The organism is Clostridium estertheticum subsp. estertheticum, assembly GCF_001877035.1.
Classification (GTDB): domain Bacteria; phylum Bacillota; class Clostridia; order Clostridiales; family Clostridiaceae; genus Clostridium_AD; species Clostridium_AD estertheticum.
In genome coordinates this window covers 1,767,201-1,786,666 of sequence record NZ_CP015756.1, presented here as the reverse complement: position 1 = coordinate 1,786,666, position 19,466 = coordinate 1,767,201, and the positions used below count along the sequence as shown (strand labels likewise).

At 28.4% G+C, this 19,466-nt stretch carries 26 protein-coding genes; 5 read left to right on the top strand and 21 right to left on the bottom strand.

Features of this window, described 5'->3' with window-relative positions:
* From fmt to A7L45_RS08280, 9 genes are all read right to left on the bottom strand, one after another.
* The gene (gene fmt / locus A7L45_RS08315; protein WP_071612348.1) at positions 1-954 is read right to left on the bottom strand and encodes a methionyl-tRNA formyltransferase; all 954 of its coding nucleotides are present in this window, start codon (positions 952-954) and stop codon (positions 1-3) included.
* A 157-nt stretch (positions 955-1,111) separates the two neighbouring features.
* Complete coding sequence (locus A7L45_RS24270; RefSeq protein WP_373687525.1) at positions 1,112-1,228, bottom strand: hypothetical protein; 117 nt, start codon at positions 1,226-1,228, stop codon at positions 1,112-1,114.
* A 139-nt stretch (positions 1,229-1,367) separates the two neighbouring features.
* A complete protein-coding gene (locus A7L45_RS08305) occupies positions 1,368-1,889 on the bottom strand; it encodes a GNAT family N-acetyltransferase (protein ID WP_071612347.1) in 522 nt (173 codons plus the stop codon).
* A 62-nt stretch (positions 1,890-1,951) separates the two neighbouring features.
* Positions 1,952-2,125: a hypothetical protein gene (locus A7L45_RS23165; protein WP_169829582.1), complete on the bottom strand. Its 174-nt coding sequence runs from the start codon at positions 2,123-2,125 to the stop codon at positions 1,952-1,954.
* A 161-nt stretch (positions 2,126-2,286) separates the two neighbouring features.
* Entirely contained in the window at positions 2,287-2,778 is a 492-nt protein-coding gene (locus tag A7L45_RS08300) for a GNAT family N-acetyltransferase (protein WP_084647398.1), read from the bottom strand.
* Between the two features lie 247 nt (positions 2,779-3,025).
* The gene (locus tag A7L45_RS08295) at positions 3,026-3,997 is read right to left on the bottom strand and encodes a MerR family transcriptional regulator (protein ID WP_071612346.1); all 972 of its coding nucleotides are present in this window, start codon (positions 3,995-3,997) and stop codon (positions 3,026-3,028) included.
* 194 nt (positions 3,998-4,191) lie between these two features.
* Complete coding sequence (locus tag A7L45_RS08290) at positions 4,192-5,061, bottom strand: methionyl aminopeptidase (RefSeq protein ID WP_071612345.1); 870 nt, start codon at positions 5,059-5,061, stop codon at positions 4,192-4,194.
* A gap of 381 nt (positions 5,062-5,442) precedes the next feature.
* On the bottom strand, positions 5,443-5,847 hold the full coding sequence (locus tag A7L45_RS08285; protein WP_071612344.1) for a VOC family protein: 405 nt from the start codon (positions 5,845-5,847) through the stop codon (positions 5,443-5,445).
* A 51-nt stretch (positions 5,848-5,898) separates the two neighbouring features.
* On the bottom strand, positions 5,899-6,288 hold the full coding sequence (locus A7L45_RS08280) for a hypothetical protein (RefSeq protein ID WP_071612343.1): 390 nt from the start codon (positions 6,286-6,288) through the stop codon (positions 5,899-5,901).
* 273 nt (positions 6,289-6,561) lie between these two features.
* On the opposite strand from A7L45_RS08280, the gene A7L45_RS08275 reads away from it, so the two are divergent.
* Together A7L45_RS08275 and A7L45_RS08270 are read left to right on the top strand one after the other, a co-directional pair.
* Positions 6,562-6,786, top strand: a complete 225-nt coding sequence (locus A7L45_RS08275) for a helix-turn-helix transcriptional regulator (protein ID WP_071612342.1) — start codon at positions 6,562-6,564, stop codon at positions 6,784-6,786.
* Entirely contained in the window at positions 6,786-7,409 is a 624-nt protein-coding gene (locus tag A7L45_RS08270) for a hypothetical protein (RefSeq protein WP_071612341.1), read from the top strand. The genes A7L45_RS08275 and A7L45_RS08270 overlap by 1 nt, the downstream gene beginning before the upstream one ends.
* A 116-nt stretch (positions 7,410-7,525) precedes the next feature.
* On the opposite strand, the gene A7L45_RS08265 is transcribed toward A7L45_RS08270, so the two are convergent.
* The 6 genes from A7L45_RS08265 to A7L45_RS08240 all read right to left on the bottom strand — a co-directional run bounded on the left by A7L45_RS08265 (position 7,526) and on the right by A7L45_RS08240 (position 10,157).
* Positions 7,526-7,870 carry a DUF6054 family protein gene (locus A7L45_RS08265; RefSeq protein ID WP_071612340.1) on the bottom strand — a complete coding sequence of 115 codons (345 nt, stop codon included), beginning with the start codon at positions 7,868-7,870 and terminating at the stop codon, positions 7,526-7,528.
* Between the two features lie 68 nt (positions 7,871-7,938).
* Complete coding sequence (locus A7L45_RS08260; RefSeq protein WP_071612339.1) at positions 7,939-8,373, bottom strand: stage III sporulation protein AH; 435 nt, start codon at positions 8,371-8,373, stop codon at positions 7,939-7,941.
* Positions 8,374-8,635: 262 nt separating this feature from the next.
* Positions 8,636-8,851, bottom strand: a complete 216-nt coding sequence (locus A7L45_RS08255; protein ID WP_071612338.1) for a hypothetical protein — start codon at positions 8,849-8,851, stop codon at positions 8,636-8,638.
* Positions 8,852-8,901: 50 nt separating this feature from the next.
* Positions 8,902-9,324: a CPBP family intramembrane glutamic endopeptidase gene (locus tag A7L45_RS08250; RefSeq protein WP_071612337.1), complete on the bottom strand. Its 423-nt coding sequence runs from the start codon at positions 9,322-9,324 to the stop codon at positions 8,902-8,904.
* Positions 9,325-9,329: 5 nt separating this feature from the next.
* Complete coding sequence (locus A7L45_RS08245; RefSeq protein ID WP_071612336.1) at positions 9,330-9,671, bottom strand: hypothetical protein; 342 nt, start codon at positions 9,669-9,671, stop codon at positions 9,330-9,332.
* A 168-nt stretch (positions 9,672-9,839) separates the two neighbouring features.
* Positions 9,840-10,157, bottom strand: a complete 318-nt coding sequence (locus tag A7L45_RS08240; protein ID WP_151553319.1) for a hypothetical protein — start codon at positions 10,155-10,157, stop codon at positions 9,840-9,842.
* Positions 10,158-10,873: 716 nt separating this feature from the next.
* Between A7L45_RS08240 and A7L45_RS08235 the strand changes: the two genes are divergently transcribed.
* Together A7L45_RS08235 and A7L45_RS08230 are read left to right on the top strand one after the other, a co-directional pair.
* A complete protein-coding gene (locus A7L45_RS08235; protein WP_071612334.1) occupies positions 10,874-11,419 on the top strand; it encodes a glutathione peroxidase in 546 nt (181 codons plus the stop codon).
* 239 nt (positions 11,420-11,658) lie between these two features.
* A complete protein-coding gene (locus A7L45_RS08230; protein ID WP_071612333.1) occupies positions 11,659-12,045 on the top strand; it encodes a thioesterase family protein in 387 nt (128 codons plus the stop codon).
* A gap of 93 nt (positions 12,046-12,138) precedes the next feature.
* Here the strand turns inward: A7L45_RS08230 and A7L45_RS08225 are convergent, their stop codons facing one another.
* From A7L45_RS08225 to A7L45_RS08210, 4 genes are all read right to left on the bottom strand, one after another.
* The gene (locus A7L45_RS08225; RefSeq protein WP_071612332.1) at positions 12,139-14,868 is read right to left on the bottom strand and encodes an AAA domain-containing protein; all 2,730 of its coding nucleotides are present in this window, start codon (positions 14,866-14,868) and stop codon (positions 12,139-12,141) included.
* Positions 14,869-15,202: 334 nt separating this feature from the next.
* On the bottom strand, positions 15,203-15,487 hold the full coding sequence (locus tag A7L45_RS08220) for a hypothetical protein (RefSeq protein ID WP_071612331.1): 285 nt from the start codon (positions 15,485-15,487) through the stop codon (positions 15,203-15,205).
* A 144-nt stretch (positions 15,488-15,631) separates the two neighbouring features.
* Positions 15,632-16,720: a dipeptide epimerase gene (locus A7L45_RS08215; RefSeq protein ID WP_071612330.1), complete on the bottom strand. Its 1,089-nt coding sequence runs from the start codon at positions 16,718-16,720 to the stop codon at positions 15,632-15,634.
* The gene (locus A7L45_RS08210) at positions 16,701-17,501 is read right to left on the bottom strand and encodes a serine hydrolase (protein WP_071612329.1); all 801 of its coding nucleotides are present in this window, start codon (positions 17,499-17,501) and stop codon (positions 16,701-16,703) included. Before A7L45_RS08210 ends, A7L45_RS08215 begins: the two co-directional genes overlap by 20 nt.
* Before the next feature lie 438 nt (positions 17,502-17,939).
* On the opposite strand from A7L45_RS08210, the gene A7L45_RS08205 reads away from it, so the two are divergent.
* On the top strand, positions 17,940-18,437 hold the full coding sequence (locus A7L45_RS08205) for a cupin domain-containing protein (protein WP_071612328.1): 498 nt from the start codon (positions 17,940-17,942) through the stop codon (positions 18,435-18,437).
* A 155-nt stretch (positions 18,438-18,592) separates the two neighbouring features.
* Here the strand turns inward: A7L45_RS08205 and hepT are convergent, their stop codons facing one another.
* Together hepT and mntA are read right to left on the bottom strand one after the other, a co-directional pair.
* Positions 18,593-19,000, bottom strand: a complete 408-nt coding sequence (gene hepT, locus A7L45_RS08200; protein ID WP_071612327.1) for a type VII toxin-antitoxin system HepT family RNase toxin — start codon at positions 18,998-19,000, stop codon at positions 18,593-18,595.
* Positions 18,993-19,409 (bottom strand): type VII toxin-antitoxin system MntA family adenylyltransferase antitoxin, encoded by a 417-nt coding sequence (gene mntA, locus A7L45_RS08195; RefSeq protein WP_420912637.1) that lies wholly within the window; start codon positions 19,407-19,409, stop codon positions 18,993-18,995. The genes hepT and mntA overlap by 8 nt, the downstream gene beginning before the upstream one ends.
* Positions 19,410-19,466: the final 57 nt, after the last annotated feature.

The following is a 19,466-nucleotide window of genomic DNA, read 5'->3' as shown; positions in this document are numbered from 1 at the left end:
TTATGATAATACAATGCCCTTTTCTATTTTATTTCCTTTTAAAAATTCTTTTACCTCAAGAGGTTTCCCCCCTGGAAACTGTAATATTTCTATAATCAGAATACCGTTATTGGTGGCGACTGTAATTCCCTCATTATTTGCATCTATGATATAACCAGGTGGTTTAATAATATTTGCCTCTAATGACTTGGATTTGAATATTTTAATTGGAATATCTTTATAATAAGTATGAGCAGTTGGCCATGAGTTTATATTTTTATATGGCCAATAACTCAATCCTCTTATTAAATTATGTATGTTAATACTACTGTCATTCCAATTAATCTTTGCCATTTGCTTGTTTAACATCTGTACATAAGAACTTCCATCACTCTGTTGTTTTACCCCACAAATTTTTCCTGTGATAATTCCATTTATTGTTTCATCTAACAGTTCAGCACCGTTTATTTTTAATAAGTTGTACAATTCTCCTGCTGTCATAGATTCAGATATGTCAACCTCACTTCTCATAAGCATATCACCCGTATCTATACCAGTATCCATTAGTATAGTTGTATTTCCAGTTGTTATTTCCCCATTTATTAAACTCCAATTTATTGGTGCTGACCCCCTATACATTGGGAGGAGAGATGCATGTAGACAAATACATCCGAGTCTTGGTATGTCAAGTATATGCTTAGTTATGATTTGACCATATGCTACAACAATAATAAAATCAGGTTTTAATTCTTTTAATTTATCAATAATTACAGAATCTGTTTTTATTTTTTCGGGCTGAAAAATTGGAATTTGATTCGATAGTCCGACCTCTTTGATTGGTGAAATTGCTACCTTTTTCCCTCTTCCACTTGGCTTATCAGGTTGTGTTACAATCGCACTTACATTATATTTCTCTATCATTTTCTTCAATGAGGGAACTGCAAAATCAGGAGTTCCCATAAAAACTATTTTCATTATTGATACCTCCCTTTGATACTACAAAATATATTTTGTAGTTATTCATTAGTTACACAATAAAATACCTATTATTCTCTAAAAATAAGCGTATTTTGCCCTTACCGCAGCAAGAACAAATATTTATGTCTATTCCTGTGAGCTTAAAAAGATACTCTTATACACTTAATTTTTTTTCCATGATATAATAATGTAGATATTCACGTATTTCTTTTTCTCTTAAAAGCTCTAGTGAACTATTGTAAAATTTAGCAAAGTTACTAACGTGACGAATATAGTTTATTTACATGAGACAGTTACGTTCGATATTTCACCATACTTCTAAGTATTTACTTTATATACGGATTCACAGTTCTATACCATTATGACGCGGTATAAGAAAGCTATGAACTAATCATGCTAATTTGGTATGATTAGTTCGTATGATTATTTAATGTTAAAATATATCGCACATCAACTAATTGTCTCTTCATAATTTCACAAGTACATTCATCATTATTACAAATAAACCCATTAAATTCATAAAAATCCCTTGCTTTAATATTTTCTTTTAACACCCATAAGTAACAATTTTCATATCCATTTAGTTTCATATCAATTATAGCTGTCTGTAATAATTTTTGCCCGTAACCTTTTCTGAAATGGTCTGGAAGTAAATAAATAGAAACTATTTCTCCCCAATTAGCAAAGTTAACATCTCTTGCTTTACCGTAAGCAACACAGCCTACTGGTGTTTCATTTTCACTGATAAGTTGTGCCGTTAATATATTATTATTTATCCAATTTCGAAAAGACGATACCCAAAAATTACATTTCAATACATCTAAATATTTTTGTGGCACAATACCTTTATAGGCATACTTCCAACTTAAAGCATATATATTACTAATCACATTTACATCTTTCAAAGTTGCTTTTCTTATTTTCACATCCATTATTTTATCCCCTTCTAATCTTTAATTGAGTGTTCTCTATTACCCACTTGATTACCAATCCGTCATAAAATATAGAGTTTCACTCTATCAGTTGAACCGTCCGGAAATTTAGTAACTTTATCTCGCACCGCAGACTGAATACTAATAACTGAGCCACCTTTATCTGTAACTTTTTCATCATATGCATTTCCTTGGATTTTATTAGAATTTAAATAGTTTATAATGTCTTTTACCACTTAAGTATGGTCAGCAATAAAAAAATGTTTACAATATTTCACCATCCTTCTATGCATTTACTTTATATACGAATTCACAGTACTATACCATTGTGACTCAATCTATGAATATTCCAAAGAAAAATACTCACTAAATATACCTTTTTCATTGCCTTTTCAAACTATTGTATTTTCATCTCAAACAGAGCAAATTCACCTCTATTATCTAATAGGATTTTTTCAACAAATTTAAAACCTAAACTTTCGTATAGATTGCATAACTTTTTCTTATTAAACCCTGTATCTAATCTTAAATAACCAATATTTCTTTTTCTACATTCTGCTATAGCAAATTCCACCATTTTTTGCGATAGTCCTATTCCTGAATATTCTCTTCTAACACATAACTTATGTATATATCCTGCTTCGTTCTCCTTTGCCTTGGGCCAAAACAGAACATCATCCCATTGTAATATCATACAACAAGCATTATCAGCTGAAACTTTTCCTATATAGAAGGCATCTTCATTGATACCCACCAATAACTTTTCTCTTGTAAGATGCTCGTCTTTCCAAACATTTAATCCAACTGAACGACCCCATTTTGTTACCTCTTTCATTATACTAATAGCAGTTTCAACATCTCCCCTCAATACTTTAAAGTTATTTATCATATAGTTACCCCCTAGAATTAATGTATTTAACCTTAACCACGAAATATTTGTTTAATTATACCATAAATTCTAAAATGAAGTATATTTATGAAGATTAAAGAATGCCACCTAGATTCAATTTGAATATAACTTAATTATGTTACATTCAGAGCATCAATATGTTAAAAACCCATATCCTAATAATCGATATGGGTTAATTGTAATCATCTTAATAATAGACTATAGATTAATTATTATGTTTACTTGTTTACTTTTTCAGATTTTCAAAAAACTCTCCCAGACTTAACCCTAATTTATCTTTAATCTTCTCACTTAATTCATTTTTGATTTCATCAATTGCTTCTATATATATTTCCTTATCGATTTCTGTATATCGTTTGTAATCCTCATTTAATATTTCTAAATATAAATAAAAAGTTTTTCCAGGTACTCCAATACTATTAAGCATATCATAAGATTTAATTAAAGCTTCGGTAAAATTCTTTTCGTCTTCTCCAGTTTCATTTATTAATTTTATCATTGAAATAATATTTTGTTTATATTCTTCTCTTGTTGCCATATCTCCACTTAAAAGATTTATCATATCATTTTGACGCTTTTCATTTAAAAATTGAATTTTATCATTGCCTATACTGCTTATACCTTTAGCTAATTCATCATTATCATCTAATTCATCCAAGTTATCCAAAACCTCTACAAGCCTTAACCATGCTTCTTTCTTTTCATTATTGTCTATAGTAATGTTTAAAAAAGGTTTAAAGCTACTCACAAAAATCTCACCGAAATTGCCAGGAAAAATTCTAATCAATGCGTTTGACACAAACTCCTTTTTTTCAGCTAAGGAAAGCTCTAAAGTTTCTTTTAGTCTTATGACTTGTTCACCAACACTATAGTAATCCTTGGTCTCTTTATTAATAAGATTGCTAAGAATAAGTTTAGTTTTTTCTAAATTGTTTATAGTTTCAGTAACTTTTACTAGAGTATCATTCATAATGTCCTGTAGCCCTTTATCCCCCGATACTAACCTCTTTATTTCACATATTGGTATGTCTATAATTCTTAGTGCACCAATCAAATTAAGTTTTACAATATCATTATCTGTATATTCCCTATAGTTATTATCATTATTTTTTAAGGGACTAATTAATCCCTCACTTTCATAATATTTTATTGCTCTTTTGGTCAATCCGGTTTTTTCCGATACAACTTTAATATTCATTAATAGCACCTCCGTAAACTTAAAAGTTAGCTAACCTTTAAATTTAGTATAACGGTGTCCGTAGGGTACAAGTCAAGGCTTTTTGCATTATAAATGAAAGTTATCTTTTACATAATTCATGAATTGGACTTTTGATATAATCTTTATTTACAACAAAACATTAAAAAATTTTATACTATTTTAAAGAATCATTGTTATTTCGATATTATTTCCATTCCGTCTTCGGTTACAAGAATTGTATGCTCCCATTGTGCTGAAAGTGATCCATCCGCAGTAAATGCTGTCCATCCATTATCCTCATCTATAAATATTTCATGGCTACCGCCATTTATCATTGGTTCAATCGTAAATACCATTCCCGGCGCCAAAATCATATCTGTTCCTTTAGTTCCAAAATGAAAAACAAATGGCTCCTCATGAATATCTAGTCCAACCCCATGCCCTCCAAAATCCCTAACTACTGAGTATCCATTACTTTCTGCATATTCTTGTACCGCTGCGCCTATGTCACCTAAAAAACTCCAAGGTTTCACTGCTTCTATTCCTTTATACAAACATTCCTTAGCTGTTTCTACTATCTTTCTAGCTTCATCACTTACTTGTCCAATCATAAACATTCTTGACGCATCTGAATAATATTCATTAAGTATAGTAGTTGCATCAACATTTATAATATCACCATTTTTTAGTACTATATCTTCGCTTGGTATTCCATGACACACTTCATCATTAATTGATGTACAAATACTTTTGGGAAATCCATCATAATTAAGAGTTGCCGGAATTCCACCATGATATATTGTATATTCATGAGCTAGTCTATTAATTTCTTCTGTAGTCATTCCTTCTTTAATATTTTCACTAATTAAATCTAAAAGACCATTATTAATTTTAGCACTTTTTCTGATTCCTTCAATTTGATCTTTATTTTTAATAAGATTTCTTGTTGGAACTATGCAGCCTTGATTCTTCAAGGTTTTTAACTTTTTATCAAAATTCAAATGGCAATTCTTATATTTTATTCCACTTCCACACCAGCATTTATCATTTCTACATAAATTCATTATACATTCTTCCTCTCTATATTAAGATTGCAGCACCGAAGGTGATGATTTAACTAAAAATAACATCCAGTTAATCTATTATTTAATAATTCCGCCATGAAAAAAACACTTAATGCACTTGTTGCAGGAAAGTCATTTTAAACCACCCCTAAATAAGTTTACTGATAAGACAATCATATTACTACCAATTAAGCATAACATTTTTGCCAACTATAAGTTGCATTTGAATTTTGTTTCGAGTTGGGATACGCTTATTAACTAACGCAGTTTCTTTAGAACCACTACCAATTAGCGACATTAGGTGGCTTATCTTTAATCTATCTTATTTATTACTAAAAACTGAAATCAAATAATAAAAACTCCCCATACCAATTTAGATTTTTATATCTGTGTATCTCTTATTTCAATTTCAGTACCTTCAGGTGCCTTAATTTTAAATAAATATCCGCCCTCAACTTTATATATTTCTTCTCCATTTTTAATCTTAAAATTGGTATAGCCTAATTTTTTTATCCTATCAAACTCTTCTTGAACATTATCCACTAAAAAACACATATGAACTATTCCTTGGTCTAATGAACTCCACTTCTTTAATTTATCGCCATTTTTACCCGTCTGTAATTCAATCATAAATGTTCCCAGTCTTAACCATGTATTAAAAGCTCTTTTATGGAAATCTGCTGTTTCTGTAACTAATTTAAATTCTAAAACCTTAGTGTAAAATTGAAATGATTCCTCATATTTTTCTGTTTGAATACAGACATGGTGCACCATTTTTATGCTCATAAAATCCTCCTCAAATAATGAAATATTAATACAAGTAACTAGTCGCTAAATTTATTGTTCTTTTTCATATTTCACAACAAATTTACTAGTAGGTAAATAATAAAGCTTATATCTGCTTTTTTCTATAGGTTTAAATTTCCAAGGATTATATTGATATTCTTTACCATCTAAAATAAATGAATTAGATCCAGCCATATACGTTTTTTGTGCTGTCCCCTCGTATACTAACAACTTTCCATTCAAAGCATACTTTATATCCTTAATTTTAGGTAACGTAACATTATAAAAAAGCCAACCGCCTAGCGGAACTAATATAATTATCAATACTAGATAAATCTTTTTTCTCTCCTTTTGAAATAATTTTATAACCGTTCCTATCTTATAAATATAAAAAATTCCAACAATCATTTCTATAAATACAGTTCCATAAAAATAGTTCATTCCCACACCCCTTCTGATTTCAATAATACATAAGAAATTTTATTATGTATTTTTATGCATTACCAACTAATCATACCATATTTATAATAAATTACTTTTGATTATTTCGTAAATAACTAATAGTCCAACAATTAAGGCCCTTATTCTCATAGCAAATTTAATAGGCTAAGACCTTTAATTGATAACTATATATACTATTATAATAATTATAATCAACTTTTTGTTGACTATATACAACATTGATAATATAATAAATTTATAAGGAGGCGTATTATGGTAAAAAGAAAAAAGTTATTTAATACAAAGATAAAAGTTCTTAGAGCTGAAAGAAATTTAACACAAGAAGACTTGGCTATAGATTTAGGAGTAAATAGAAGTACTATTTTAGAAATAGAACGTGGAACTTTTAATCCCTCTCTAAAACTGACTTTTTCTATAGCAAATTACTTTAATAAAAGCATTAATGAAGTTTTTGAGATCGTTGAGGAGGATAAATAATGAATAATTTAGGGAATATATTTTTGTCTGCACATGTTGTGTTTGCCACTTTTATAATAGCTTGTTTTTTTATGACATTAACTGTAGACGATGATGAATTACATCAATACGCAATGAATAAAGCAATCAGAGTTTCCGTTATAATAACAATATTGACTTTAATGGGATATTCTCTTTATAAACTAGTTTCCGGTAGTGGTGTTATTAGTATTAATGTGATTTTCTTTGGTATAGAGGGTTTAAGTCTTTTAACATTATTATTATATTATCTTGAATTAAAGGGATTTAGCGTTTCTTTCAAAGAAAATAAAAAAATCGGAGAATTCTTAACTACACTGTCAATAATTATAAGTGTATTAACTACAATTAGTATGTTATTTGAATTCAAATTGTTTGCTAACCCTACAGGAATTATTAGATATGATGTGTTAATATTATTAATAAATTTTCTTATTCTACCATTAGCCGTACCTTTTTTTCCTAATAGGAACAAAATACTTAGTCGAGATGATTATAAAAAAGAGAAAAAAGAGTTAAAGAAAATATCTAATGTTCTCACAGTAATATATGTAATATTCATGTTATTAGGAATAACATATATTATTTATAGACGTCTTAATTAGTTCATTAGAATAGTTAAATAATATTAATATATTCCAAATACATCAATTAGATGGTTGCCTGTTACAATATAGGTTACAGTTACAACTCATGCTTAAGAAAGTTGCAAATGAATAACTCAATAAGAGTTATTCATTCCTTCTACACTTCTTTCTACTACCGCCACCATGTCATCTTCAGCACCGAGACTGAAGTTAAAAATAATACCTTTTCCTCCACCAGCACCGATTGCAGAAATAAAAATGTTACTCCCCTTACCTACCACAGTAAGGCTTAAACTTGCTCTATTGCCGTTCCTCATAAAATATTTATCATATACCCTAACCGCTATATTGGTGTCTCCATAAGTGTAGTCGCTTTCATCCACTAAATTCATAGTTATGCCACTGCTACCAATATCGTTTTCCAACTGATGAAGTACTTCCTCAAATTGACCACTAATAGTCTTTTCATACTTTGCCATGCTAAATCCTCCCTAAGATTAGTTCTTTTTTTATACGATTGTGTTATAAAATATCTATTGAATGTTTATTATTTAGGATCTGCGATTTTTGCAATCTTATCAATTTCTTCTCTATCCTCTGTTAATATATATCTTTCGTATTCATGTGAAGTGTTAATTAGCCACGGCTCATTATTTTTCATAAAAGACAAATCCTCTGGTAAGTCTGGCTGAACCCAATCATATAGTGAATTTGATACTTGCTTTAATATTTCTTTAGCATAATTATCAGTACTATAATAATATACTAATGCTGGTTTATCGCCACGGTATATTGTACCTGGCCATTCAAATTGCTCTTTTACTTCTTTTAAAGAAGGTTGTAATTTTTCTAAAACGTGATTAATATTAGTATTTATATCCATATCACTCCTTAACACTAATACAAATTCATTACAAACTTCGAAAGCTAAATCTATTAAATCTCTATAAATTTTTTCTTTTGGATTAGTTTCTATAAACATACATTCCCCTACCTTGTAACTTCGTCATAAAATATTTGTTTAATTATACCATGAATTCTAAAATGAAGTATATTTGTGAAGATTAAAGAATGTCTTAAGTAAGGTTAGACGAATATATCTATTACTCTACATCAATCTCCACCACTTCAACGGGTTCTCTTTTGAGGTAATAACATGACAATTAACAAAATTAACATTGTAATAGCAGTCTAAATCTATATGGATTTCACCAATATAAATGTGTTGTTTTTTAGCATAATTATTACTTTACTGAAACATCATCTTTAAAAATTTCTGGCTTCTCTGCTATAAATTCAACCCTCCCACATTTAGTACACACAAATGCTCTTAGTCTTGACCCCTCAGAAAATATTTTTTTTACTCCGTTTATTCCCTTTTGAAGTACAAAAGGATTTGCACCAACATTGATACCCGCCTCTTTCATTTCTATATTACAATTTAAACAATTTATAATCATTAATATTTACCTCCATTTCAACTATATTATATTTGAATCTTTGTTATTAATTATAATGATATACTTCTTTTCCTTGGTAAATTATTTTTTATATATTTAATGTTCATTACAATAGATATGACTATAGATGAATAAAATACAACTATTATTAAAGGTTGTGGTGTACCATCTGAATTGGACATAGGTATATGAACATATTGCGATAGAACAACAAATAGGAAAATGCTAAAATTACATAACATATGAAAAATAATACAGTTTACAATATTCTTGGTTTCTATATATAATAATGCACTTAACACACCCATAAAAAACCTACCTATAAAATTTAAATCAAAGTGAAGTATTGCAAATATTGTCGCAGATATTAAGATTGCAAATCTGATACCTGTCTTAAACTTCAATTTATTCAACAATAACCCTCTAAAAAACAATTCTTCAATTATTGGTGCTGTTGTTACACCAGATATCAAATAGATTAAAGTTGGACTTTAGCGGTTGCATGTGTACCTACTAATAAAATAAGACCTACTCCAATGTAAAGACCTATATTTAATATGTATAATCTGGCTATTTTTTTATAACTTATTCTTTTAATGCAACTAACTAAATCTGTTTTCATTGTGTTGTTACCTCTGAATACCATTAGACCAACAAAAACTAACAATATAATACTTAGCATAATTTCAGCTACGTACTTATCTTTTAAATATATATTGTTTATAACTGGTATTTGTAATAATAAAAAAGTTAATATAATTGCAAGTATATTAAACAATAAAACTTTTTTTACCTTTATTTTTTCAAACAAGTTGTCCATATATTGATACCCCCACACTAATTTTCATAAACTATAAAAATAATATTTTTTGATATCATATACTTATGTACTAAATACTATATGCCACATATTCATATCCGCCTCGCAACTTATATAATCGTAACAAAACAATGCATCATGTTATCAATCTATATCATATGTTATTTTTTAATGTCTTGGTAATATTGTGAATACTATTCCGTAGTAACCACCAGCTAAAATTCCAAACTCGAAATCATTAGGAGTAATATAATTACCGATAAGTAGGAATAAACCAAGTGATATAATAAAAACAAATATACGTATCAAATTTTCTTTACTACTTTTCTTAATGAATTTCTGAAGTGGGGTAAATATATTAAATTTATCATCAACAACATATAGAATAATTTGAACAGAAAAGAAAACCATTAAAAATGGTACTAAAAATTTAAACATTGAGCTTATAAGTTCCACATTTTCATTTCCATCTCCTTTTATTATCATTTTAGAATCATGTAAAGTCTGTTTTAAACAACTAATCCCTTTATTTATATAATTAAGTCCGTAATTCCAGCTCCCTGACATAGACAAATTTCAGAGGCTAGTAACATAAAAACTATACCTTTTGTTGGCATTATTTCATGTCACCAAACTATGTATTTTATGTTATCATATATAAACTTATATGATAATCCGAATGACGTTAAACGTAAGTTTTATTGCACAAACGGAATATCTTTGTAGATATACAGAAATCTATGTAGATTAAAATGTATCTATATTTAATTTATGTAAATAATGGTATGATTATATATGTTTTTAAACGGATTTGTAGAATTATATGGGTAGGAGGAAGATAATGAATGAATATGATTGGCAAAGTTTTTTTCTTGGAGTTATTACAGTATCTTTAGTTAGCATTAATATATATATTAAGAAGATTTATGATTTACTTAAAAAGAAATAATTCTTACTTTTTGAATATTTCATCGTAAGTAACCCCATATCTAACGATGATATGGGGTTACTTACTTTAGTTGTGTTAATTTCACTTTGAGGATATTACCTATTATTAAGACTGATACTTGACATTATGTAACTAAAATGATATCTTTAAATAGAAATAGATTTCATTCAATTTAATTTTATGTAATTGAATAAGTTCAACCGAGATAGCAACCATATTAATTAGATAAGCATATAAAGGAGGATTTTATATTATGACAATTTATGACTTTAAGTTTAAAACTATTGATGGCGAGGATGAAACACTTAATCAATTTAAAGGCAAGGTGTTATTAATTGTAAATACTGCAAGTAAATGCGGTTTTACCCCACAATACAAAGATCTACAAAAACTCTATGAGAAACATAATGCTGAAGGCTTTGAAATACTTGGTTTTCCATCTAATGAATTTGCTAAGCAAGAACCTGCAAACAATCAAGAGGTAAAACAGTTTTGTGAAATAAATTTTGGAGTAACTTTCCCACTATCAGAAAAGGTTCAGGTTAGAGGTAATAACATCCATCCTTTATTTAAATATTTAACTAGCCAATTAGCATTTGAAGGATTTGACATGAATGATCCAAGCGGCAAAATGATCTCTTCAGTTCTAAAAGAAAATTTTCCTGAATATTTATTAGATGATTCAATCAAATGGAATTTTACTAAATTCTTAATAGATAGACAAGGAAATGTTGTAGGAAGATTTGAATCTCCTATTGAACCAATGAGTATTGAAACACAAATTCAAAATTTACTTTAAATAAACCGAATGATTAAGAGTGACAGTTGGATGCTGGCATGAAAGGGATCCACTATATTGTTGATTTCTTTCTTTGCTTCGTCTATTTATCACATGACTCGATTTATATGTTTTAAAGAAATTTTACCACATTGGTTTAAAACTACTTAGCTAATTTTTCGTTCATGAAAGATATGTTATAATAATTTATGGATTTTTATATAATAACTTAATAACACAAATGAAAGGATGATTATCAAATGGACTTTAATGCTCTTTTTAAGATTGGAGAAACATTAGTTAATGAATATATAGTGAAATCAGAAGATACAGCAGACTTTATTGGAAATAAAGGTGTCACTACACTTTCTACCCCTAGCATGATTAGATTTATAGAAGATACAGCTAATCATATAGTAGTGGATAATATGCCTCAGAATTATAGATCCGTTGGAACCAAAATTAATGTTGAACATATAAATCCAACTTCTATTAACACGAAAGTTACCGTAAAAGCGACATTGGTAGCTATTGAAGGCAGAAAGCTTAGTTATACTGTAGAAGCTTTCAATGAAAAATGTAAAATAGGCTTTGGAATATATGAACAACATATAATTAACTTAGGAAATTTTTTAAGTAAAGATTAATAATGAATTGAAACAGTTACCGTGTAAATAATGTCCTTTCCTTTAAATTGTATTTCCTTAACTATGATTTTCACGGTGTCATCGGCTTTTACCTCAAAATTTGATTTTTAACACCTCAGAAAGTTTGTTACTTAATTTTAACTCTTCGCCACTTCCATTTGTACTTATTCTCAAAATAGGTATATTATATTTGGTTAGTATCTCATCCTTCATTTTATCGCGTTCTAATTGTACTTTATTATTAGCATGAAACGCATAACCATCCACTTCCACCACTAGCACTGGCATTTTATCTAACTTATTAAAGATAATAAAATCTGTATGCGTTAAAATGTTTTTAACAAATTTGTGTTCTATCTCTGTTAGCTTAGATGTATCCTTAATTAACATTTTAAGTGGTTGGTGTAATACTACATCAAGGAATTTAAACTTCTCCTGACATAATACTTTTTCAATTACCATATTCATTAAATTTTCTGATGCAAATTCAGAAACCCTCTTGTTCTTATTTAATATTTCTAATAATTTTTTAGAATAATTGCTATAAAGAAAATCAAATACTGAAGATATATTGCTATTAATAATTTCAAAATTATTATATTGTATATATTTAATTAAATCACCTATATTAGTATTATCACTTGCTATATCACTATCAGAAACTATAAGAATCAATTTACTTTCTGCCCTTGATACTGCAACATTTATAAGATTAGGATCATCTATAAAATCATTTATCTGATTTGCAACAGTAGTCAAAATAATAGTATCTTTTTCTCTACCTTGATATTTATGTACTGTATCCACTTCAATATTATCAGTTTTAATTAGCTTCTTTAGTTCATCTACTTGCAATCTATATGGTGAAATAACACCAATCTCTTTAGAAGATTTCTCTAAATTTAATTTTGGAATTACTTCATCAAGTATTACATCTATTTGTCTTTGATTAAAATTTCCTCTTGCATGATTTCCCTTAGATGTTTTATATACTACAAGTGGCTTATCCCCAACACTCTCATTCGTTAATATAATTAATTCATTGTTATAAAATTTCTTGTTACAGAATCCTATTATTTTAGGATGACATCTATAGTGTTCTCGAAGTAAAGTCTTTGGAACATCACTATATAATTTTGTTATTGAGGATAATAAACTATTTTGAGCATAATTGAAGGCTTCATTTAAGTTATATTGTTTAAAAATTATATCGCTTTTATTTTTAACTTCATCTGTCACAACATTAGGTAATTGTTTTAAATCTCCAACAATAACAACATTTTTTGCACAAGATAAAGCTAGTGAACCAGTTACTATATCAACCTGAGAAGCTTCATCAACAATAACGTAATCAAACAAATAGTTTTCACTTACACAGCTTCTTAGAGAATGTGTAGTACTAAGTATTACTGGATATTCCTTTAGAAAACCCTCAATGTTTTTCCATAAAATATCTTTTGTAAATATAGTTCTATTACCTTTTGATGTAAACTTTCTAGCCAAATTAGATTTAAGAACCTGCATAGAGTCTTCACTGTATTGACGCATTAGATCTTCAAAATTATTCTTTTCTAGTTTATTTGATAATAAATCGATAGTTCTACTTAGTTCACTCGATTTTAATTCATAATAGACTTTTTTTAAATAATCCACTATAGCTTCATTAGAGTTTTTATAAAATTTAAAGCTTATGATACCATACCGAATTATATTTATAATTTTATGTCTTAATTTAAATAATCCATACTTTCCTAAAATGATTTCATACTTTGCGAGTATCGACATTACATCATTTGAATCTAGCTTGTAGATAGACCTATAAGGTTGTATCCTATATTTATTTTCATCATAATATTTGTTGAAATACTCTACCTCAAGGTCTAACTCAGAAAACTCTTCTTTTAATGTAGCTAATTTATTTTGTTCATGGAGCATATCATCCAGTCTTTGCTTGGAAGTCATTAAACTACTTTTCAATATTTCTAACTTCTCATTTTCTATTTTCCACTCTTTCATATCAGGATATGAATCCTTTTGACTTTCAAAAAATTCATCTTTATTCTCTTTATTCCCTAAATATGCTGATATAAAACCTACATCATATTTTTGGAGTTTTTCTAGTACATTTGCAGTGGCTGAATTATTGTTAGAAACAACTGCAACAGTTTCATTATTAATAATAGCATTCGCTATAATATTTAATATTGTTTGAGTTTTACCAGTTCCAGGAGGGCCCTCAATAACACTTATTTGATTACTTAAAGCCTTTTCAGTTGCACTTTTTTGACTAATATTAAATCCAAACGGAAATATTATTTCATTGGTGATTTTTCTTTTTTTAAGAGCTTGTACTTTTAAATAGGATGATAAAACACTTCTAGGACTAATAATTTTTATTTTATTATACTGCTTACTCAAAAAACTACTTTCATCATCTAATGTAATACTAACATTTGCTGCTAGTTTCTTTAAATACTCAAAATAATTATTTGAAATTTTATTATTTAGACTAGTTTTTTCCATTAATATATCCGATATATTAAAAAGCTTTTTGTATCCAGATTTAAAGCATACTCTAATGTGCTCTTCAAACTTAAATATTTTAACAACACCTGATATAGGTCCATTGTTTTCATATATTATTGTAGTTTCTGCATTAATCTCAATAGGATTTCTAAACCACTTAACATTATTACTGCTATATGTATATGTTTTATTATTATCAAATGTAACTAAACACTTACCATTATTATTTACACAAGTAATAACCTTCTCTGTCTTATCCTCACCCTTTATAAGGATGAGATTTTCTTCAATATTCAATATTATTGTTCTCCTCTTTCTCTTTTTCGTATTTTCAGGCTGTATAGAATTAAAATATCAATCCCATTATTTTAAACACTTGTTAGATACATCCACCTTAGATAAACTTATTATAACACAGTCGTGAATTCAGCTATACTCTTCCTTATATTTTACACAAAGTTCAGTAACTATTTCCACATTATAGAATAAATACTCTGTGATATAATTGAATCAGTTATTCAAGAGACATTCTATAAAAATAGGGCATCCATCTTTTAAAATGAATACCCGTTTCTTACAAGAGTTCTTATTTTATGCATGATGAATACTTCAATGTTCCCCCACTCAATTTCTATTTATTATTTAATATTATTAACCTTCCTGAACCATTTTCAGTATACCCAACCATTCCACTTTTAGTATCAAATCCTAATGTCTCCGTGATTACTTTTGTTTCTCTATTCTTACTTTCAGTTGATATTGAATGTTTGCTATACCTATTTACTGTTTTATCAAAATGATTATCTTTATTATATCCTTTAGTACTATTTATACTCTCTATTAACTTACGTTTTGGTTTTTTACCTGTTAATAACTTAATTAGCATGTCAAATATAAATTCCATTATAGCATCCATAACACTCACCCCCTACTAATTAAAAATTCTTTTATAATATCAATATCTGTATCCTTTAGTTCCAAAACTTCACATCCTTTATAATAATTAATTATACTTTTCATACTGTAATAATGGCTGCATCATTCACTACCCCAGGGGTTTTTATGAACAATTAATCCCCAATATTCCACTAATCCCAAGGCCAGGTGCATTTGAAAACTTTATTAGGCTTTCATTAAAAATCGAACCGCCTATTATGGGATCAGTGCTACAGAGTATTGGACCATCTAAATCTATTTTTGTAATAATGCTTTTGGCTGCTGCAAGATGTGCAGCTGCTGTAACACTGATTTTTGCTTCTAACATGCAGCCCATCATACATTCAACTCCATAAACCTGGGCTATTGAACATATCTTTAATGCATTGTAAATTCCACCGGTCTTCATAAGCTTTATATTGATGAGATCAGCCGCACGAATCTGCATGATTTTAAGAGCATCCATAGGAGAAAAAACACTCTCATCGGCCATAACTGGTATAGAAATATTATCAGTAACAAACTTTAAACCTTCTATATCATGGGCCTTAACGGGTTGTTCAACAAATTCAATATCTAGTCCAGCATCCTCCATTTTTCTAAGTGTCAAAACGGCTTCTTTAGGTTTCCAGCCTTGATTTGCATCAATTCTGATATTCACGTTTGGACCAACAATGTCTCTTATAGCTTTTAACCTTTTTATATCTGTGGCCGAATCGGTACCTACTTTTATTTTTAGTGTTTTATAGCCAAGTCCAATTGCGTGGAGACTATCTTTAGCCATCACCTCTTGGTCATTTACACTTATAGTTATATCAGTTATAAGTTCATTTCTATAACCGCCAAGTAACTTATATAAGGGTGCTTTATATAATTGTCCATAAAGATCATAAAGAGCCATATCTATAGCGGCTTTGGCACTAGTATTTTTAACAATACACTTGTTTAACTTGATCATGATTTCTTCAAAATTTTCTATGTCCATACCTATAATTGCTTTTTTAATATGATCATTAATAGCAGACGCGATAGCGCCTCTAGTGTCGCCAGTTATTACACCAGTAGGTGGAGCCTCGCCATAGCCAACGCTAATTGAATCTGTTTTAATCATAACTATAATATCTTCTACAGAAGTTACTGTTCTTATTGCAGTTTTAAAGGGTGTTTTTAAAGGCACAGAAATATATCCTATTTCAATATCGGTGATTTTCAAAATATTCTCCTCCATTCATAAAATAATCATAAGTTATTTGAGAAATATTGCCTATTAAGTTTTTTGCGTAATTATCACTGATAGCTTCCCAGGTAAACATAGAAAAAATATAATCGGTTTTAGATGTATATACAATACCAACATCATGTTTTGAAAAGTCTAAATCTCCAGTTTTATGGGCTATAGTAATATTAGTAGGTAAATTAATCTTCATCATTGAATCGTCTAACTGGTGAGTTAATATACTTACCATGAGTTTACTATATTCTTCATTAATTAGTTTACCATTATAGATAAGTTCTAGGAATAGAGCGCAATCAGAAATATTGCATAAATTGTCAATGCCCTTAAGTCTAGATTCATTGTCCATCATCTTTCTTTGCAGCGTAGAGCTGTTAAAATTATGCTTTTTTATGAAAGCATTAATAGAACCGAAACCTATGATATCAATGAGTTTGTTAGTTGCTGTATTGTCACTTTGTATAATCATTAATAAAATTAAATCATTTATAGTATATGAATTATCATCGTCAAGAAGAGTTAAGATACTAAATGGAACTTTTTCTTTTTTATTTATAGTTATCCTATCTTTTAAAGATAAGGTCCCAGTGGATACTTTTTCTAAAGTTGACCCCATGATAAAAAGTTTTATTATGGAAGCTGAGGGTACTATTTTAAATTGATTTATTTCACAAATCTTGCCCTGATTTAGTTCCTTAATGTAAATTGAATATTTCAATTTAGCATCACTTAAATAATTTAGAAGAATATTTTTGAGCATTTTTAATCACCACCTATATCCTTATAGAATGTTCCTATAAATTGCAAGTATACTTCGAACCCGCTCTTTCCAATAACATTCGTTATTATATGAGTATCTTTTTCAATACCAATAGTGTTCTTGATTATATTTATACTCTATATTGTACCTTAAATTGCGACTTAATCCCAAATTAATCTTCAATTATTAATTATTTTGTGTAGATTAACAATTGAGGTCTTTTCCCGAGCCACTTTATAGTATCCATACTTATATTCTTCCTTAGAGTTTAAACAAAGCTCAGTAACTATTTCCCCATTTCATTTATAAGGATTCGAATCTCCCTATTAATTTCTTTGCTAAAATGATAAACTGAATATGTAGTTATGATTATTTATTTTGCTGTATGAAGTAGCAATATAATCTATATACAATATATTTTTATAAAGGAGATAAATTATGTACTCATCACAATACTTTATTAACTCATTAAATATGGAACCTCATCCTGAAGGTGGTTTTTACAAAAGTAGCTTTGACTCATGTGAAAACATTAGTTCAAATGAATTAAGAACAAAATTTGAGGGTGAAAGAATACTTTGGACTAGCATTTATTTTTTATTAAGAGATGGAGAAATTTCAAGTTTTCATAGATTAAAATCAGATGAAATGTGGTACTATCATGCAGGTTCTCCGCTTTCAATATATATGATAAGTCCAAATGGAGAACTTATTACTAGACAACTAGGTCTTAATGCAAAAAATGGAGAGGTTCCCCAATTTCTAGTACCTAAGAATTATATCTTTGGTTCTGCTATGAATAGCTCAGGTTACTCTCTTGTTGGCTGTATGGTATCCCCTGGATTTGACTTTAAAGACTTTGAAATATTTGAAAGAGCAGGTCTATTAAATAAGTACCCACAACATAAAGAGATAATAATTAAGCTTACAAAATAGATATTGCTGGCCCTACCTAATGGGATATCGGGGGGCCTAATAATTGTGTTTACAACAAATTCATCAGTCATAACAATTACATTATTACTTTGATCCACTGAATTTTCTGGTTACAATTCTATATTCTTTTATACATTGTCGTAACTAAATACCTTTTATATTTTCTTCATAATAATCTTAGAAAACTCGCTAACATCACTTAAATGTTTTTCTATAATCTCTTGCACAATTTTCAAATTAATAGCTTGATAGTTATGTACTGCTATGTTTCTAAATCCAACCATAGCTTTTAACTTATTCATTAAGTTACTGTTAATTAAACCATTACTACACAAAACCTCAAAAGCATCTCTACTATTCTGTGGTATGCCTAACTTTTTTTCAGAAACAATGTGCATTGCTAAATCTATACACGCTTCACAGACTCTTTGAATATTTAATATTATAGAATCTTGTTTCGTATAATCCTTTAGGTTATCAGTATTGTTATCATATACTTCATTAATTCTTATTAAACATCTCTCAATAATTTCAACCTTATTATAAATCACATCATTACCCATATATATTTCCTCTCTTCTTTATATTCTCTAATATAACTGCTCGTTCTTCATTTAATAAGGCATATTCTTTGAATGTATACATTTCAAAATACATTCTTCTCGTATCATTATTACAAAAAATTGTTTTTCCTGTCCCAACTACTTGAGCTTTAAATACTGTAGATGACTTTTTTAAGTCTACAAGATCAATTTCTCTATTAAGCAAACATGCTAATTCTTGTGCATTCATAAATATTTCATATTCACTAAAAGCTCCATCACTTAAAAATGCTATATCAATATCACTATTTGAGTGTGAGGTCCCTTTTGCATATGACCCAAATATATATATAAGAAATGGTTTTATTTTTTCAATTAAAAATTCTTTTATAATATCAATATCTGTATCCTTTAGTTCCAAAACTTTCACATCCTTTATAATAATTATAGTAACATTATATCAAATTTTCAATGAATATACTATGAT

Bases quoted from the DNA above. Each gene is read 5' to 3' on its own strand.
- A7L45_RS08210 (WP_071612329.1), bottom strand. From the start codon at position 17,501: ATGCTCAAAAATATTCTTCTAAATTATTTAAGTGATGCTAAATTGAAA.
- A7L45_RS08230 (WP_071612333.1), top strand. From the start codon at position 11,659: ATGGACTTTAATGCTCTTTTTAAGATTGGAGAAACATTAGTTAATGAA.
- A7L45_RS08205 (WP_071612328.1), top strand. From the start codon at position 17,940: ATGTACTCATCACAATACTTTATTAACTCATTAAATATGGAACCTCAT.
- A7L45_RS08220 (WP_071612331.1), bottom strand. From the start codon at position 15,487: ATGGATGCTATAATGGAATTTATATTTGACATGCTAATTAAGTTATTA.
- A7L45_RS08285 (WP_071612344.1), bottom strand. From the start codon at position 5,847: ATGAGCATAAAAATGGTGCACCATGTCTGTATTCAAACAGAAAAATAT.
- A7L45_RS08300 (WP_084647398.1), bottom strand. From the start codon at position 2,778: ATGATAAATAACTTTAAAGTATTGAGGGGAGATGTTGAAACTGCTATT.
- A7L45_RS08290 (WP_071612345.1), bottom strand. From the start codon at position 5,061: ATGAATTTATGTAGAAATGATAAATGCTGGTGTGGAAGTGGAATAAAA.
- A7L45_RS08270 (WP_071612341.1), top strand. From the start codon at position 6,786: ATGAATAATTTAGGGAATATATTTTTGTCTGCACATGTTGTGTTTGCC.
- A7L45_RS08265 (WP_071612340.1), bottom strand. From the start codon at position 7,870: ATGGCAAAGTATGAAAAGACTATTAGTGGTCAATTTGAGGAAGTACTT.
- fmt (WP_071612348.1), bottom strand. From the start codon at position 954: ATGAAAATAGTTTTTATGGGAACTCCTGATTTTGCAGTTCCCTCATTG.
- hepT (WP_071612327.1), bottom strand. From the start codon at position 19,000: ATGGGTAATGATGTGATTTATAATAAGGTTGAAATTATTGAGAGATGT.
- A7L45_RS08275 (WP_071612342.1), top strand. From the start codon at position 6,562: ATGGTAAAAAGAAAAAAGTTATTTAATACAAAGATAAAAGTTCTTAGA.
- A7L45_RS08255 (WP_071612338.1), bottom strand. From the start codon at position 8,851: ATGATTATAAATTGTTTAAATTGTAATATAGAAATGAAAGAGGCGGGT.
- A7L45_RS08245 (WP_071612336.1), bottom strand. From the start codon at position 9,671: ATGGACAACTTGTTTGAAAAAATAAAGGTAAAAAAAGTTTTATTGTTT.
- A7L45_RS08235 (WP_071612334.1), top strand. From the start codon at position 10,874: ATGACAATTTATGACTTTAAGTTTAAAACTATTGATGGCGAGGATGAA.
- A7L45_RS08305 (WP_071612347.1), bottom strand. From the start codon at position 1,889: ATGGATGTGAAAATAAGAAAAGCAACTTTGAAAGATGTAAATGTGATT.
- A7L45_RS08260 (WP_071612339.1), bottom strand. From the start codon at position 8,373: ATGTTTATAGAAACTAATCCAAAAGAAAAAATTTATAGAGATTTAATA.
- A7L45_RS08280 (WP_071612343.1), bottom strand. From the start codon at position 6,288: ATGAACTATTTTTATGGAACTGTATTTATAGAAATGATTGTTGGAATT.
- A7L45_RS08295 (WP_071612346.1), bottom strand. From the start codon at position 3,997: ATGAATATTAAAGTTGTATCGGAAAAAACCGGATTGACCAAAAGAGCA.
- A7L45_RS08240 (WP_151553319.1), bottom strand. From the start codon at position 10,157: ATGATAATAAAAGGAGATGGAAATGAAAATGTGGAACTTATAAGCTCA.